The following is a 15,041-nucleotide window of genomic DNA, read 5'->3' as shown; positions in this document are numbered from 1 at the left end:
GCATGGAAGAATTTCAGTCGATGATATGATTCTCTATCGCATATTTTACAATTCCGACTGAGTTTTTAGCATTAAGTTTTAAAAGAATTCTTTTTCGATGTGTTTCTACCGTATTGATGCTTATAAAAAGCTTTTCAGAAATGTCTTTACTGCTGTTGCCGTCACATATAAGTTTAAGGATTTCCATTTCCCGGCGGGTAAGCGGTTCTCTGATATGGGGGTTGGGTTTTTCCTGTTCACTGCTGATAAAGCTGATCATTTTTTCCTTGGCATGATCGCAGATGTAGATCTCGTTGAGAAGCAGAATATTAATGGATTTGATGAATTCATCATACGTACAGTTTTTGTCCAGATAACCTTTGATGCCTTTGTTGAAGAGTTTCCGGATGTCAATCACATCATAAGAGCTTCCTATAATGATGATTTTCATATTTTGATGTTCAGAGATAATATTTTCCGTCATTTTGCACAGTTCCGTCAGCATGAGCATATTAGAGCTCATGATAAGCATTTCCGAAGGCTGATGTTTTAAAAGTTTGCTGAGGGATTCTGGGGAATTACAAATGTCTATGGTACTGAAAATATTACTCTGTGAAAGTAGTCTTGATAATCCCTCTGTATACAGCATGGGTTCATCAAAAATGGTCAATCTTGGTTTCATCATGGTCTGTTTTATTTATATAAAAATAGAAAAAAAACTTTACATTTTGAATAAAATTGATAAATATTTTCAAATTATTGTGTTTTTATTGATGGTAAAACATTATTTTTATTGATTTTTTATTAAATAATTCTCTTTTTGTGGAGTTTTATTAGAGTTATCACTGTTAAAATCTATTATCCATCACGATTTTTAGCTGTTATTTTGAAATGTGGTATTACTTAACTAACGTGGTAGGGATATGCTTTACCGGAAAATTTACCGAGTTGGCAATGAAACAAAATTCGTTGGCTTTATGATGAAGCTGTTCCGCTTTTTCCTTCATAGATTCTTCTGCTACAGTTACTACAGGGTGTAAAGTAACTTCTGTAAAATGTCCGCTTCCGTTGGTGGTTTCTGCCATTATACCCGTTGCTTCATCCCTGTAATCCGTTACAATAATGCCGGCCTCGGAGCAAAAATGCAAATACCATAGCATATGGCAAGATGAAAGTGAAGATAAGAGCATATCTTCCGGATTGTGCTTCGTTTTATCCCCACGAAACGCCGGATCAGATGAACCTTCAATAATAGCCTTATTTTCTGCTGAAATAGTATGGCTTCTTTCGTAATCTCTATAGCTGCTGGTTCCGGTTCCCTGGTTTCCTGTCCATTGAATGGTGATTTTGTAGTGGTGGTTTTTCATATTTTAAAGATAAGTAATAAATGATGACTGATGAATGATGAGTGATATTGTTGTTACATATCTGGATTCAATAATTCAGTGGGGTGGGCTTTAGCCCGCCTTTAAAAACATAAAATTCACCGGCTTTAGCACAAACTTAAATTATAAATCATATTCTATAGGAATACATGCAAAATAAAAAAACCTCCAGTGCAACTGAAGGTTTTGAATTTTTTAATTAGAGAATTCTATCAATTCTTCTTTTTTAGCATTGTAGATTTTGTATTCTAAGTATTTAAAAGAATCTCTTGGAACAATGGTTACCCACTTTTTGTATTTGATAAACCATTTCATCTGGATACTTTTAATGCCTTTTGTAAGGTAGGCTTCCACAAATGGGTGTACATGCAGGTAGATTTTTCCTTTTTCTTTCTGCAGGATGTTTCTTAGGGTTTCACCCATTCTTTCCACAATAACAATAGGAGCTACAATTTCTCCGTCTTTGTTCGGGTTTTCTTCTTTGGTATCGATCTGCTTTTCCGGACGGTTTCTTTGTCTGGTGATCTGGATCAGACCAAATTTACTTGGAGGAAGTATTTTGTGGCGGGCTTTGTCGCGCTTCATTTCCTCTTTAAGATGCTCATAAAGATCTCTTCTGTGATCAGAATTCGGCATGTCTATGAAATCAATAACAATAATGCCCCCCATATCGCGGAGGCGAAGCTGTCTTGCGATTTCTGTAGCAGCCATTTTGTTCACTTTCAGTGCATGCTCTTTATTGACAGCGGCTCCTGTGGTAATATTGTTACCGGAGTTGACGTCAACTACGTGAAGAGCTTCTGTGTGTTCAATAACAAGATAGGCTCCTTTGGAACTCGGAATGTTTACGTGCTTTCCGAAGCTCTGTTTAAGCTGTTTTTCAACATTGTAATATTCCAGAAGCGGAATATGGGAATCATAAAACTGGACAATATTTTTCTTTTCAGGGGCAATTACTTCCACGTAATTTTTCATTTCGTTCACCATCTGTTCATCATCGCAGATGATATTCACGAAATCCTGATTAAAATTGTCTCTTAAAATAGCTGAAGCTTTGTCTTCTTCGCTTAAAACTTTAGACGGAACTTTATTTCTCTGGATGTTTTTAAAAGTGCTTTCCCATTTCTGAACCAGCTGGTTCATATCATTGTGAAGGTCTGCTACCTTTTTTCCTTCGGCTACCGTTCTGATAATTACTCCGAAACCTTCAGGCTTAATGCTGTCAATTAAGGTTCTCAGTCTTTCTTTTTCCTCAGTACTCCTGATTTTTTTGGAAATAGAAACTTTATTGTCGAAAGGAATTAAAACCAGGAAACGTCCTGTGAGTGAAATCTGGGTAGATATTCTCGGTCCTTTTGTAGAAATTGGTTCTTTGGTTATTTGTAACAGAACCAGGTCATCTTTGGCGATTACTTTATCTACTGTTCCGTTTTTGTCTATTTCGGGCTGTATCTCGAAATTCTTTAAGCTCGAAGTGCTTTGTTTTTTAGAAATAGTGTCTTTTAAAAACTTTCTGTATGTAAGATACTGAGGCCCCAGATCCTGATAATGCAGAAATGCATCCTTGTCATATCCAATGTTTACGAATGCTGCATTCAGATTGGGTGCCAGTTTTTTTACTTTTCCAATAAACAGATCTCCAACTATAAAATCGCTTTTGTCCTCTTGCTCATGAAGTTCACATAGTCTTCCGTCTTCCAGCAGTGCAATCTTTGTAAGATCATCTTCATGCGAAACTATTAGTTCTTTCTTCATTTTTAATTAGATAAAATTGTTAAGATTATATAGGAAGTGGATGTTTTTCTAAATTAATTCATCTATTAAATATAAGGATTTTGAATGAAAACCATTATATGTTTATTAAAATAATATGGGAAACCCTCCGCTTTCCGAGGAATCTTATAGTTGCAAACAAAAATATAGTCAGTGAACTTTAAAAAATTAAATCCACCAACTATATTATTATATTGTAAATCTCGAGAAAAAGAGATTATTTTTTCTTATGTCTGTTTGCTCTTCTTCTTTTCTTTCTTTTGTGAGTCGCAACCTTGTGTCTTTTTCTTTTCTTTCCGCTTGGCATAATTTTAATTTTTTAGTAACTAGTTAATATTCAGTTAATGTTCTTATTTTACTGCAACTTTAGTTTTTACTTTCTCAACAAAAGATTTTGAAGGTTTGAAAGCAGGAATGTTATGAGCAGGAATCTCAATTGCAGTGTTTTTAGAAATATTTCTTCCTGTTTTAGCAGCTCTTGTTTTAATGATAAAAGATCCAAAACCTCTTAGATAAACGTTATCCCCATTATACATAGAAGTTCTGATCTCCTGCATAAAAGCTTCTACAACTTTCTGTGTTTCATTCTTTTCTGTTCCCAACTTATTTGAGATGGTGTTTACCAATTCTGCCTTTGTCATTTCCTTATTTTAATTTTAAATTTTAGGTGTGCAAATTTAGTTAAAAAAATTGAATACTAGCAAATTAGTGGCAAAATATTTTATTCAAATCGTTAAGCTTTTAATGTGTACACTATATTAAGGAGGGCCCGCAATAATGTAACAATAAAATAATATAACCGGATAAAGGTACGAAAAATTAATGAACAAAATTTAATAAATACCAGTAGAAACAGGCTCTGAGGGCTTTTATTACCCTTGTTGCAAAAGGTGCTCTACCATAATCTTCCCTTATCGGCGATCCGGAAATGAAAAGGAAAATCCACAATCAGAATAATTTTTACAGGCTTGAATTGTAATAGCCGTTTTCTACACAGAAACGGATCAGATGAAGCTTGGTTTTTAGTCCCAGCTTTTCTGTAAGACGATTAATATAAGTATCGATCGTTCTGGTGCTTAGGTTTAATTTTTCTGCAATTTCTTTGTTGCTGAATCCCTCGTAGCAGAATCTCATGAGCTGTATTTCGGACGGAGAAAGCTCTTCCTGCCCCTTTTTCTGCCTGTCCATATATTCCTGTACTGCAAGAGGCTGCTGTTCCCATTCTTTCGAATAGGCCTGATAATCAAAATCGTCAGAAGCAATACTGCCTTTGATGATATCTTTAATAATGGTGCTTTTTTTCTGACAGTAATAGATATTAGGAATTTTGGAGAGGATTTCCGCCATGTCTTCCTGGTAGGTGCCGGAATAGGTGATGATAGGCGTTTCCGTATTGTTCTTTCTGATGTACTTGATGGCTTCAATACCGCTCAATACCGGCATAAACAGTTCAATGATGAACACGTCTTCCTGCCTTCTGTAGATTCTGTTGACAAGCTCATGCCCATTGTTACAGTCATTCAGAAGCATATAAAATGGATTTTCCATCAGTGTTTTGATCATTATTTTCTTAAAATAAAAATCACTGTCTGCAATAGAAAAACGTACGGTATTAGATAATATTTTACTCATTCTTAATATCGATTTGGCGAATGATATTTAAAATTTAGAGGTCTAATTTATGAAAAACTTATCAAAGAGGAAATTAATATTAATTTAATCAGGGTTTTCACGAAACCGGTCTGGGGAAATTACGTATTGTACATAAAATTTTTTTTTTATATTTTCACAGGCCAAACAAATCGCAAATTATGTCTTCTAACAGGGAAAAAAAATTAAACAAATCTGACGTCAGAGTAGGCATTTGGAAGTTTATTCTGTCTTTTGTTGTTTTATCGGTTGTTTCTTTTTCGTGCTTATTTCTCTTTTTTAAGAGTTATGATATACAGAGAGAAGGAATCAGCCGTGAAGCTGAAGCCTATAAAGAACTGATGCTTCGGAGTGACGTACTGAGAGACCACATTGATGATATTTACAACAAAATGAACCAGCTTAGCATTAATAAGGTGGAGAATGATGTGTTCCTCAGAACCAGCATTATGGATAACGTACGAGATGCTAAAAATATTATGGGAAAAGACAGTGCCCAGAGTTTTAAGCACTATGCTGTACTGATGAAGCAGATTGTACCGATGATGACCTTGAAGGCCAAAATCATCGAAGTTGAATACCAGAAAAAAACCGTACTAAGGGATCTGGATGAATGTATGGGCAAAATAAAAGTGACCAACAACGAATTGAGAAAAGATCCTACAAGAAATTTCACAGGAAGTAAAAGAAGAAGATAAAAAAGAGAAGAAATGCAAGGACAAATCACACTATCGAAGAAAGAAAGGCATTATCAGTTTTTTTATTTAATACTGATGCTTGTAACGGCTATGTTATTTTTGGGAGTGATCTTTTTGAAAGGATTTGAATCTCCCTTTTCCGATGAAGATGTAAGAGGAATCCAGAATCTGGAGCAGAAAGCTGAATTTGAACAGCACCAAAAAGTGGTTCTTCCTATCATGGACAGCACTTATGCCATGATTACCAAGCTGACCAATGATGGTCCGCAGCCATTTGTAGAAAACAATATTCAGTTGGGAGTAAATGATCTTAACAATTATTTCAACGGCACTGATGTGGTTGATATACGAAAAGATGCTTACCCCCAAATTGCCAAATTCTATAAAATGTACTTTGATGACAAAAAAGTGATCTCAACAACCTCAGAAGATATTAAGATTTTCCAGAAGCAGGTAGATGAATGCAGAATCGGATTTAAAGATAAGCAGAACAAGCTTTATCAGCGCGAGCAGGATCTGAAAGCAAGAATGCAGTAAGCAAAGAAATACTAGGAACTTTATATAAAACACATCACAATTACTAACTATGAATTATTTTCAAAAGAACAAAAAGAACATTATTATCGGTGTAGTGGCAACGCTGCTTATTGCGGCACTGGTTGCTCTATGGCTGCAGAAAAAAGTAATCCATTCTGCGGATGATATTGTTGGGGTGGTTTATCCGTCTTCACTGGCGGTGGGAGACACGCTTTTATTCGAAGATAAAACCCAATTTGCAAAAACCAAAAGATGGAATTTCGGAGACGGTACTACTTCAGACAAAAACAGCGGGATTCACTTCTATAATAAACCGGGTTACTACCAGGTAAGCTTGATTGTAGATAACAAGTACACAAAATCTTTCCCTGTAATGGTAAGCGCAAGAAGCGTTCAGAAGGCCAAAGATACAGCAAAAAGCACCACGACTATCGAAGCAGTCTCACAGGCAATGCAAAATGAAAATGTATCTTTCCGTGCCGTTTCCGAGGCCAAGCAGTTTGCATGGAAGTTCGGAGAATCCGGAAATACAGATTCTAAAGACAAATTCACATTCTATTCTTATAAAAAACCCGGAGACTATATCGTAACGCTGTACACTGAAGAAAGTCAGGATCCGATCTACCACCGTATTAAAATTCTTCCCGCTTACGATGCTTTGGCAGAAGAGGAAGTATCTGTAGAAGATGCTTATGCAAGAGTAGACAGTGACTTCAAGTATCACCTGCAGCAGATCGCCAATGGCAACAGCTTCAATATGCATTACAATTATCTGTTGAAAACCTATCTGTGTAACAATGAAAATACAGTAGTAAAGGTGAATGACAGTAAAGTGAATAACTTCTACATGTACTGTGCCGGTCTTCAGTTTGACAAAAATACGGTGATCCAGACGGTGAAAGTAAATCTGGATGACAGACAGGAGTGCGTAACGAAAGTAGAAATCAATCAAAGCAAATAATATCATCCGGTTATACGGATGCGCCAATCATTAAAGATAAAATAGGATGAAAAATAAATTTCCTCTAGCAGCATATTATATAGGTTTAACAGTATTATTGACGAGTTGCCAGGTAAAGCTGCCGTCAAAGAAAACCCCGGAGCCGTCACAGTACGGACAGGTGGATGCTTCCCCTGTCGTTAACGGTTATCCTAAAAAGTCAGTGCCATGGATCGTTATTTCAGACAGATCCAGAAACACAGCTTATCTGGACAAAGATGATGAAAAATCTTACAAGGAAGTGAAGTTCCTTGAACCCTTAATGGTTTTAAAACACAGAGACGGAATGGTAAAAGTGGCAGAATATGTTCCTGACGCTTTAATGAAAAAAGTTTCGTCCAAATCCATCAAAACATACGGATGGATTCCGGAATCTGATCTTCTTCTCTGGAATAATGCCCTGAAAAGCGAAAAAACAGGATATCCGGTAAGGGTGGCTGTAGTGCCTAATAACAGCGAAGTGATCAGAAGTGCGGAAAGATACTATAAAAACGACTCTATAATGGTGTTTAATTCGCCAAGTCTTATAGAAGCCGCCAATGTAAAAATTCCGAACGGCCAGATTGTCTATGTCTACAAGCAGGCAGAAAATAACAAAAGATTTTTAGTAGGTAAAAAACCTTCTATTGATATAGACAGCATTGGGAAAGGACTTTACGGATGGGTAAGTTCTAACGTGATTTCCAGCTGGGGAGAACGTTCCGCAATCAAACTGAAAAATACTACAGGAATTACTGATACCACTTTAGGAATTCATGAAGGTCATCCGGGAGGCTCAGCATCTGATGCAGAAAATAAAACAGCTATTCTTCTCACCGAAGTTAATAAAAGAACACCGCTGGAAAATATTTTCCCTGTAAACCTTCCATTGGAAGAAGCTCCTACTCTGGATACCAAAACAAAGTATTTTACCAACATTTTGGATTACAGCAAAAACTTTGTATCAAATGTTTTAGGTGAGCCTATTTATTTTGACCGTTACAGAGAGATTACAGAAAGAGATAAGAATATCAATATTGTTTTCGCTTTAGACGTAAGTGCAGCCAATGCACCTTATGCGCCTATCGTAAAATCTTTGTTACAGGATCTTCAGCTTAGATTTGAAAAGCCATCTTATTTCAACAATGTTAAATATGGAGTGGTGTTATACAAAAACAATCCTTGCGGAAATAACGTTTCAGTATCTAATTTAAGTTCAGACTACAGTAAGATCAGCACATTCATTGATCAGAAAACGAATGAGATGAACTGTGCCAGCAACAGCGGCTACCAGCCGGTAGGAGAGGCGCTTACTGCTGCAGGAAACCTTCTTTCAAACGTTTCGGATGAAACCAATATTGTGGTAACAGTAGGAACTTCTGCTAACCAGAGCGGGAATATGTACAGTGTAATCAGCTCACTCACGCAGGCTCAGGCAAGACTGATCATGTTCCAGACCAGTGCAAGATCATCCGATAACTACAACGATTTCGTATTAATGGCAGAGAATATTGTTACCAATACGGCCAAAAATATTGCAGAACTTAAAAAACAAAAAATCATCAACCAAAATGATGTTCTTACCAAGAATAACTTCAGTCTGGTAGAAGGTGATGAAGGATTTTTCTCATTGGCTTATCCTAAGCAGAGCATGTCTCAGGGATTTGTTATTTTCCCTAAGAAAGGGGATATAACCACGCCGGGATTCCTTAAAAAATCTGTGGACAGCCTTATTGCTCAGGTTACTTTAGACAATCAGACAGTAGATAAATCACTGAATGAATATTTCCACTCTTCTGTAGGAGCAGGAAGAACAGATGTCGATTTAAAATATAAATATCTGTACCCAGGCCTTACCAACCCTGTTTCTGCAGGAATTGCCGCACAGCTTATCAACTACGGAAGTCCGTTCCTGGTGAAAGGATATATTCCTAAAGATCTGAAAGATTTTACGCCGGCTATAGAAAAAGGAATTCTTATTTCTGAATCAGAATACGACAATCTGAAAGCATTCTACACCGAAGTATACAGAAATACTCAGGCAGACCGTGCAGACTTCAATCAGGCAAGAGCGATAAAAGAATATGTGAAGCTTCTGAAAAAGTACAACCCCACTATAAAATTCTTAGATAAAGGAGCACTGTATGAACTGCCAATGTCTTACGCTATCGGAATGAGTACAGGATTTGATCTTTCTGATGAGGAATTAATGGCTAAATATAAACTGAAAGGCTGGAAAAAATCCAAAATCGTTCCTAATGAGACGGTGAAGAATTATTTCTATCATTATAAAAATTTAGCAGACAGATTGCTTGCCAACAGAAACAATCCTGCTGTAAAGATTCAGCAGAACGGGCAGACTTTCTACTGGCTGAACGAATACTTTACACCATCAAGAATTCCAACAGAACAGCCGGAATATACCAAGCATTAAGTAAACCATTTTTTAATAGATAAAGCAGAAGTAACTCCTTCTGCTTTTTTTTATTCCAAAGTCGCGGACCAGCTTATTATTTCTCCCTGTAGTGCAAAAATAATTTTTATCTAAAAACCGGGATTTAATTGAAAATGCCGTATTGATGGATGTTACAGAATACAGCGTAAATCTATGATCGTAGAATTACGACAAGAAGTCGTAGAACTACTACAATTTCTCAGATTTATATTCAAAAGTTTTTTTTAGCGGAAAAGAGCCTCTATATTTGCTATACAATCACCGAATCACAAAATAGTACTAACGATTAAATTTACTAATCATGGCAGAAAGAAATTCAAGAGGAATCTTAAAATTCAACAATGGCGAAGGACAAAAGCTGTTAAAAATGAATTACAGCGTATCAAGATCTACAGACGTTTCAGGACGTGTAGCATCAGATCCTTCTAACGCACTTATCAAGGTTACAGTAGAAGCTACTGAAAAATCTGATATCCTGGAAAGCTTGCTAAATGGTAAATATAAGCCGACTGTGGGAGAAATTATATTCAACAAGTCTCACGAGGAAGGCACGCTGATTACTTTGAAATGGGAGAACGGATATGTAATTCAACATCAGGTAGACTTCGATGCCATAGACAGCAACAGTATGCTGATCAGCTTCGTAGTTAGTGCAGAAACCATTGACTATGGTACCTCTCAGTACCTTGGATTATGGCCTTCCAGCTAAAATTTTGTACACATTATCAACATTCATAAGAAAAGACTGTCCCTATTATAAGGCGGTCTTTTTTTGCCTCAATCAAAAACTGACCCATGAAAATTGTATTATATAACGTATTTATATAATGGTTGTTATATAAAATATTGTTATCTTTCAGTACCAAACACAAAGCATATGAAAACAGAATCAAAGACAAAAGGATCTTCCTTCCGTCCGTCACAGAATGCAGACGGAATATCCGAGAATCATCACGCAGGGATTAACCGGCTTGTAAAATTGTCACTGGTTGTAGAAGGAAAAATTATTAAACACTATAAACACTTCACCCTTAAACAAAAAGCGAGCCATCATCACGAATTCAGTCTTACCCTTGCTCACGATGCATTGGGAGACAGGCAGACTCATACCCTCGAAGAAGCTAATCAATTTTTAGGAAAACGCTTAACAGCCATTATTTCTTATAAGGATCTTGAGAAAAGTCCTGAAAGAAATTTTGTTGGAATCATTACCAAAGTAGGATTCAGCCAGGAAAAAATGAGCCTTGGCAATATTGTTCTTTCCGGATACAGCCCGACTATATTACTGGACGGGGCTCCGCATATTCAGAGTTTTGGAGGCGGACAGCCTGTTAATATGGGAATCATTGCTGAAGAAGTAATCAGACAGGGAATTGATAAAGGCAGGTTCGACATCAGAATAGATACCAATGATTATTCACAAATCATCTACAGCAGCCAATATAATGAAACCCACTACAATTATCTCGCAAGAATGGCAGAAGCTTATGGGGAACAATTTTATTATGATGGTGAAGTGCTGCACTTCGGCAAGCTTCCGCCACAGAATAAGCCTATAAAACTGCTTTACGGAAGCAACGCAGATCATATCAGGGTAGAATTGAAAGCGGTGCACACAAAGCCTCAATACTATGGCTATAACAGCAGTAAAAACGAAAAACTGACTTCTGGAGAAACCCCGGTACATCATGTAAGTGATATTGCCCGAACAGCGTACAGCCATAACGATAAAATATATAAAACCCCGGCTCTCCAGATTGCACCTATTAAAGCTACCACTCATCTGGATGTAGAACATTCCCAAAGAAGTACATCAGGAAGTGAAGCGGTCAGTGTATTTTCAGTTTCCGGATCTACAACTGTTCCTTTTTTGCATCCGGGCTGTATTGCAGATATTCATATGAGAAAGCCGGACAGCAATGAAACATCCTATTTTACTAAAGTAATGGTGACAGAGGTGATTCATGAAATGGATACGATAGGACATTATACCGGAACTTTTGAATCCATTGCCGCAGACACGGGATTTCTTCCCAAACCGGAATTTTCCGTACCATCTGCACAGCCACAGATCGCAACTGTCATTTCAAATACGGATCCCGAAGGACAGGGAAGAGTTCAGGTAAGATTCGGCTGGCAGATGAATGATACCACTCATTTTGTCCGGGTAATGAGCCCAGACGCGGGAGGAACAGACCAAATTACTCAAAACCGCGGCTATGTAGCTATTCCTGAAGTCGGAGATCAGGTGATGGTCAATTTTGTACACAGTCATCCCGACAGACCCTTCGTAATGGGAGGCATGTTCCATGGTGGAATAGGTCTTGGCGGCGGCGTAGATAACCGTGTGAAATCTATCCAAACAAGAAGTGGCCACAGAATTGTTTTCACAGAAGATGAAAGCATCATTATCACGGATAAGAGCGGAAATGAAATTCATCTCGATACCACAGGAAGTAATATTAACATCACTGCACCGGAAACCATGACCCTGAACTGCAAAAATATGAATATTAATGTTGGACAGAATATGACAACAACAGTGGGAGATAACCAAAATACAACAGTAGGTAATAATATTACAGTTTCTGCCGGTAATGATATTATTGAGACGGCAACAGGTAACCGTATGGAGATGTCCGATAACCGCACGGAAATGGTGGATAATGATTATACAAGACAGTCTTCCACGTCTGATATTTTTGCAAAAAAAATGACTGCTATGAGTTCAGAGGATGATATTCTCATACAAAGTGCTAAGACTGTACATATGAATAGTGGTGAAAAAGGTACCAATCATTAAAAGTAATGTCTATGGCCATCATAAGAAAAGCTGCGAATATTAAAATTATTACCCATAACAGGGATTCTGTTTTAGCCGGGAACATACACATGAGCTCCCGTAAAAAGATGATATTCGATGCTATAGAAGATAACTTGGAGTTCAACAGTGTAAAAAAAATAAAAGCAGATGGCAGGTGTTAGTTACAATACTTGGTTTAAAGTCGCGAGAGAAATATTTCCTACATCTGTAAATTTTGAATGTACCAAAATCGCAGAGTATAATATTAGCTTGAATGAAACAAGAGAAATGAGATGTAAAGTAGGTGGAAAAAACGATGATAAGAGGCGTGATCTTAAATTCGAACTTAATAATTCAAATATATCATTATCTACTTCTGAATGGAGTGTCGAAAATGAATGGGTGATAAGGACAAACGTGACAGGCAAAAAGCTTGGTGAAACTCTTATTACCGTAAAAGTGGAAGGAAAGAAATTAAATACAATTAAAATAAAATGTATTGATCATAAAGACGTATTTTCTGAAAAAGATGTAGAAAGATTAGTTGAGGAAAATAAAATTTCTATTTCCCGGCATACAGCATGCATAATTGCTGCTGACAAACAATTAGGGAAGTTATTATTAAACAATAAACACTTTATAACTGAAACTTCAAACAATAAAGCGAATGTTTATAATGCTTATACAAGAATAGATCAAATTAAAGATTATGGTTTTGTTAAGAATTTTCAAATTTTTGAACAAAGTACTTTTAAGGGAGGAGGTAATTATCAGCCAAAGGAATATAGTTCAGGAAAACAAAATGTAATCTCAAATTATTTAAAAAATGCAATGGGCAGTAAATTGGGTTATCATGTATTTTATTTTACCATTTTAAATGGCTATCATGTATTGCTGCTTGTTGTAAATGCGTCAAATCCATGTGATATGAAATTTAAAATATATGATCAATTAAGAGATAGAGGAGATTATCAGAATTTTTCCTTGATAGATGACAAGCTGTTGGAAATGAATGTCAATAATTGGTCAGGAGCAGCAAGTTTAACGCGAGATAAAACAGCATCAACAAAATTTGGGATATGGAAAATACAAAAAAAATAGGATACAGTATTTTGTTTTTATTAATGATGCTTTCATGTGACGGACAAGGACAGATCAGCTATTATGATACACAATTAAACAAAATCAGTAACAGTACTCATATTAAAAAACTGAAATTAAATCTATATCAGTATAATGGTAAAGTGAATATCTCATCAGATTATACTGTACAATATGCGGGAAATAATGACAAGATAATGACAGAAACGAAAGGATTAATTTTACAGGATTCTATCTTTTCCTTAAAAACAAATTCTTTATACAGTACTGATTCTACTATAAAGATCGCAAGTTATCAGGAAGTGGAAAAAAATATTTTATATAAGGATGTAAATAATATTTATTATAACGCTACTTCCAGAAATAGTAATTCTCCCTATATAATATTAGATTTAGTATCTTCAGAAGTCAAAGTATTAAGCGGCTATTATATCAGAGATAAAAATACTGTTTATAGTTATGGAGGGATAAACTGCCAGAAATTGGAAGATGTCCAGATAAGCTCCTTCACAACCGGAAAATATATAAATTCTATTACTGGGAAAACTATGTATTTAGGGTTCGACGGCAAAAGTATCTTCCAAAATGAAGTCAAATTGACTGTTGATGACGTAAAAAATTTGCCCATTGACGAAAAAATAAAAGACTCGCTCCAGAAAGAATATTTTTCTGGCAAGTAATTATAGGCATACAATTGTAAAAAGCTGATAAAAATTTCTATATTGAAAAACTAAATAACCTTAAAAACATCAATGAACAAAATCACAGACCACCTGAAATACTTTTCCAAGCTGTCAGCAGCATTTATATTCAGCATACTGAAAATGTACGCGATAGGAGCTTTCTCTACTATCGTGACCTTAGTGCTTGGAATTTATATTCTGTCTGAACGTTTAGGACCTTCATTAGGCCATACCGGAGCGCTTGCATTCATAATAACAACAATTAAAGCAAAACCTGTTTCAGCAGGGCTCCTGTATTTGCTGACCATCATCGCTCCGTTTTTTACAGTGTTTTTTGCGACAAAATATGCGATGTCCGTAGTGATTAATAAACTGCTTCAGGATCATTCCAAAACAATTGTGGTGCCTTTTATTGATAAAGTAATATCAGTATTTAAAGCAAAGCAGCCCGCCGTAATCCGGACAAGTGCAGATTTTGCAATCGCTAAAGTAAGGCTGCTCAGTGAATTCAGAAACAGCTCAGATAACAAGATCCTCAAAAGGATTTTAGGTTATGCCTTAAACAAAATAAAATTTGATGAACTGAATCTAGGAGACGAAAATGCAGATTTTTCTGAAATTATAAAAAAAACACTGATGGAAAAATTATACGAGCTGTCGGAACCTTCAGCCATGTTATTCTATCTGTACGTTGGGCTGCAATGGCTTACCTTAATTTTATTGTATTTTTTGAATATATAAAATAAGGGCGTATTCGAATAGCAATTTGTCATCAAATGAAAGCATAAAATTGAAGCTTAAGAATAAAAAAATACCGCTGTTACTTCTCTATTTGAAGAATTAACTATCTTTATCTCATTTAGAATAAAATAAGTAATTTTAGCTACACAAAATAAGAAATTCTTATTCCCATACAATATGGGAGGAAAAACAGATCAGTACCATCAAATCTGAAACACAATAACAGAACGCAAGTATATTAATATAAGAAAATTATA

General features: G+C 36.0%; 15 protein-coding genes. 10 read left to right on the top strand and 5 right to left on the bottom strand.

Annotated elements, in window-relative coordinates; translation table 11 throughout:
- Positions 1 to 13: 13 nt before the first annotated feature.
- The 5 genes from BLW74_RS16805 to BLW74_RS16785 all read right to left on the bottom strand — a co-directional run bounded on the left by BLW74_RS16805 (position 14) and on the right by BLW74_RS16785 (position 4,769).
- On the bottom strand, positions 14 to 664 hold the full coding sequence (locus BLW74_RS16805) for a response regulator transcription factor (protein ID WP_227413322.1): 651 nt from the start codon (positions 662 to 664) through the stop codon (positions 14 to 16).
- Between the two features lie 214 nt (positions 665 to 878).
- The gene (locus BLW74_RS16800) at positions 879 to 1,346 is read right to left on the bottom strand and encodes an OsmC family protein (protein ID WP_089694240.1); all 468 of its coding nucleotides are present in this window, start codon (positions 1,344 to 1,346) and stop codon (positions 879 to 881) included.
- A 213-nt stretch (positions 1,347 to 1,559) separates the two neighbouring features.
- A complete protein-coding gene (locus BLW74_RS16795; RefSeq protein ID WP_089694237.1) occupies positions 1,560 to 3,119 on the bottom strand; it encodes an Rne/Rng family ribonuclease in 1,560 nt (519 codons plus the stop codon).
- 368 nt (positions 3,120 to 3,487) lie between these two features.
- A complete protein-coding gene (locus BLW74_RS16790) occupies positions 3,488 to 3,778 on the bottom strand; it encodes an HU family DNA-binding protein (RefSeq protein WP_002984212.1) in 291 nt (96 codons plus the stop codon).
- 319 nt (positions 3,779 to 4,097) lie between these two features.
- Positions 4,098 to 4,769, bottom strand: coding sequence for a response regulator transcription factor (locus tag BLW74_RS16785; RefSeq protein WP_047429454.1), 672 nt, complete (start codon positions 4,767 to 4,769; stop codon positions 4,098 to 4,100).
- A gap of 179 nt (positions 4,770 to 4,948) precedes the next feature.
- Here BLW74_RS16785 and tssO point away from each other — a divergent pair, with 179 nt between their 5' ends.
- The 10 genes from tssO to BLW74_RS16740 all read left to right on the top strand — a co-directional run bounded on the left by tssO (position 4,949) and on the right by BLW74_RS16740 (position 14,784).
- Positions 4,949 to 5,485, top strand: coding sequence for a type VI secretion system TssO (tssO, locus tag BLW74_RS16780; protein WP_089694235.1), 537 nt, complete (start codon positions 4,949 to 4,951; stop codon positions 5,483 to 5,485).
- Between the two features lie 12 nt (positions 5,486 to 5,497).
- Positions 5,498 to 6,022 carry a type VI secretion system transmembrane protein TssO gene (locus BLW74_RS16775; protein WP_089694233.1) on the top strand — a complete coding sequence of 175 codons (525 nt, stop codon included), beginning with the start codon at positions 5,498 to 5,500 and terminating at the stop codon, positions 6,020 to 6,022.
- Positions 6,023 to 6,071: 49 nt separating this feature from the next.
- A complete protein-coding gene (locus BLW74_RS16770) occupies positions 6,072 to 6,983 on the top strand; it encodes a PKD domain-containing protein (RefSeq protein ID WP_089694230.1) in 912 nt (303 codons plus the stop codon).
- A gap of 46 nt (positions 6,984 to 7,029) precedes the next feature.
- Positions 7,030 to 9,435 (top strand): type VI secretion system protein TssR domain-containing protein, encoded by a 2,406-nt coding sequence (gene tssR, locus BLW74_RS16765; RefSeq protein WP_089694228.1) that lies wholly within the window; start codon positions 7,030 to 7,032, stop codon positions 9,433 to 9,435.
- A 322-nt stretch (positions 9,436 to 9,757) separates the two neighbouring features.
- Positions 9,758 to 10,165 carry a type VI secretion system tube protein TssD gene (gene tssD / locus BLW74_RS16760; protein ID WP_089694226.1) on the top strand — a complete coding sequence of 136 codons (408 nt, stop codon included), beginning with the start codon at positions 9,758 to 9,760 and terminating at the stop codon, positions 10,163 to 10,165.
- A 168-nt stretch (positions 10,166 to 10,333) separates the two neighbouring features.
- Positions 10,334 to 12,259 (top strand): type VI secretion system Vgr family protein, encoded by a 1,926-nt coding sequence (locus tag BLW74_RS16755; RefSeq protein ID WP_089694223.1) that lies wholly within the window; start codon positions 10,334 to 10,336, stop codon positions 12,257 to 12,259.
- Positions 12,260 to 12,270: 11 nt separating this feature from the next.
- Positions 12,271 to 12,441 carry a hypothetical protein gene (locus BLW74_RS22515; RefSeq protein ID WP_167358456.1) on the top strand — a complete coding sequence of 57 codons (171 nt, stop codon included), beginning with the start codon at positions 12,271 to 12,273 and terminating at the stop codon, positions 12,439 to 12,441.
- Positions 12,428 to 13,360 (top strand): hypothetical protein, encoded by a 933-nt coding sequence (locus tag BLW74_RS16750; protein ID WP_089694221.1) that lies wholly within the window; start codon positions 12,428 to 12,430, stop codon positions 13,358 to 13,360. The genes BLW74_RS22515 and BLW74_RS16750 overlap by 14 nt, the downstream gene beginning before the upstream one ends.
- Positions 13,339 to 14,040, top strand: a complete 702-nt coding sequence (locus tag BLW74_RS16745) for a DKNYY domain-containing protein (RefSeq protein ID WP_089694219.1) — start codon at positions 13,339 to 13,341, stop codon at positions 14,038 to 14,040. Before BLW74_RS16750 ends, BLW74_RS16745 begins: the two co-directional genes overlap by 22 nt.
- A gap of 72 nt (positions 14,041 to 14,112) precedes the next feature.
- Positions 14,113 to 14,784: a hypothetical protein gene (locus tag BLW74_RS16740; RefSeq protein ID WP_089694216.1), complete on the top strand. Its 672-nt coding sequence runs from the start codon at positions 14,113 to 14,115 to the stop codon at positions 14,782 to 14,784.
- Positions 14,785 to 15,041: the final 257 nt, after the last annotated feature.

Source organism: Chryseobacterium culicis (assembly GCF_900108365.1).
In the GTDB taxonomy this organism is placed as follows: Bacteria; Bacteroidota; Bacteroidia; order Flavobacteriales; family Weeksellaceae; genus Chryseobacterium; species Chryseobacterium culicis.
The sequence above is the reverse complement of the archived record's forward strand: the minus strand, read 5'-3'. Positions and strand labels throughout refer to the sequence as shown.

Excerpts from the sequence above, each read along its gene's own strand:
- BLW74_RS16805 (WP_227413322.1), bottom strand. The coding sequence starts at position 664 with ATGATGAAACCAAGATTGACCATTTTTGATGAACCCATGCTGTATACA.
- BLW74_RS16800 (WP_089694240.1), bottom strand. The coding sequence starts at position 1,346 with ATGAAAAACCACCACTACAAAATCACCATTCAATGGACAGGAAACCAG.
- BLW74_RS16795 (WP_089694237.1), bottom strand. The coding sequence starts at position 3,119 with ATGAAGAAAGAACTAATAGTTTCGCATGAAGATGATCTTACAAAGATT.
- BLW74_RS16790 (WP_002984212.1), bottom strand. The coding sequence starts at position 3,778 with ATGACAAAGGCAGAATTGGTAAACACCATCTCAAATAAGTTGGGAACA.
- BLW74_RS16785 (WP_047429454.1), bottom strand. The coding sequence starts at position 4,769 with ATGAGTAAAATATTATCTAATACCGTACGTTTTTCTATTGCAGACAGT.
- tssO (WP_089694235.1), top strand. The coding sequence starts at position 4,949 with ATGTCTTCTAACAGGGAAAAAAAATTAAACAAATCTGACGTCAGAGTA.
- BLW74_RS16775 (WP_089694233.1), top strand. The coding sequence starts at position 5,498 with ATGCAAGGACAAATCACACTATCGAAGAAAGAAAGGCATTATCAGTTT.
- BLW74_RS16770 (WP_089694230.1), top strand. The coding sequence starts at position 6,072 with ATGAATTATTTTCAAAAGAACAAAAAGAACATTATTATCGGTGTAGTG.
- tssR (WP_089694228.1), top strand. The coding sequence starts at position 7,030 with ATGAAAAATAAATTTCCTCTAGCAGCATATTATATAGGTTTAACAGTA.
- tssD (WP_089694226.1), top strand. The coding sequence starts at position 9,758 with ATGGCAGAAAGAAATTCAAGAGGAATCTTAAAATTCAACAATGGCGAA.
- BLW74_RS16755 (WP_089694223.1), top strand. The coding sequence starts at position 10,334 with ATGAAAACAGAATCAAAGACAAAAGGATCTTCCTTCCGTCCGTCACAG.
- BLW74_RS22515 (WP_167358456.1), top strand. The coding sequence starts at position 12,271 with ATGGCCATCATAAGAAAAGCTGCGAATATTAAAATTATTACCCATAAC.
- BLW74_RS16750 (WP_089694221.1), top strand. The coding sequence starts at position 12,428 with ATGGCAGGTGTTAGTTACAATACTTGGTTTAAAGTCGCGAGAGAAATA.
- BLW74_RS16745 (WP_089694219.1), top strand. The coding sequence starts at position 13,339 with ATGGAAAATACAAAAAAAATAGGATACAGTATTTTGTTTTTATTAATG.
- BLW74_RS16740 (WP_089694216.1), top strand. The coding sequence starts at position 14,113 with ATGAACAAAATCACAGACCACCTGAAATACTTTTCCAAGCTGTCAGCA.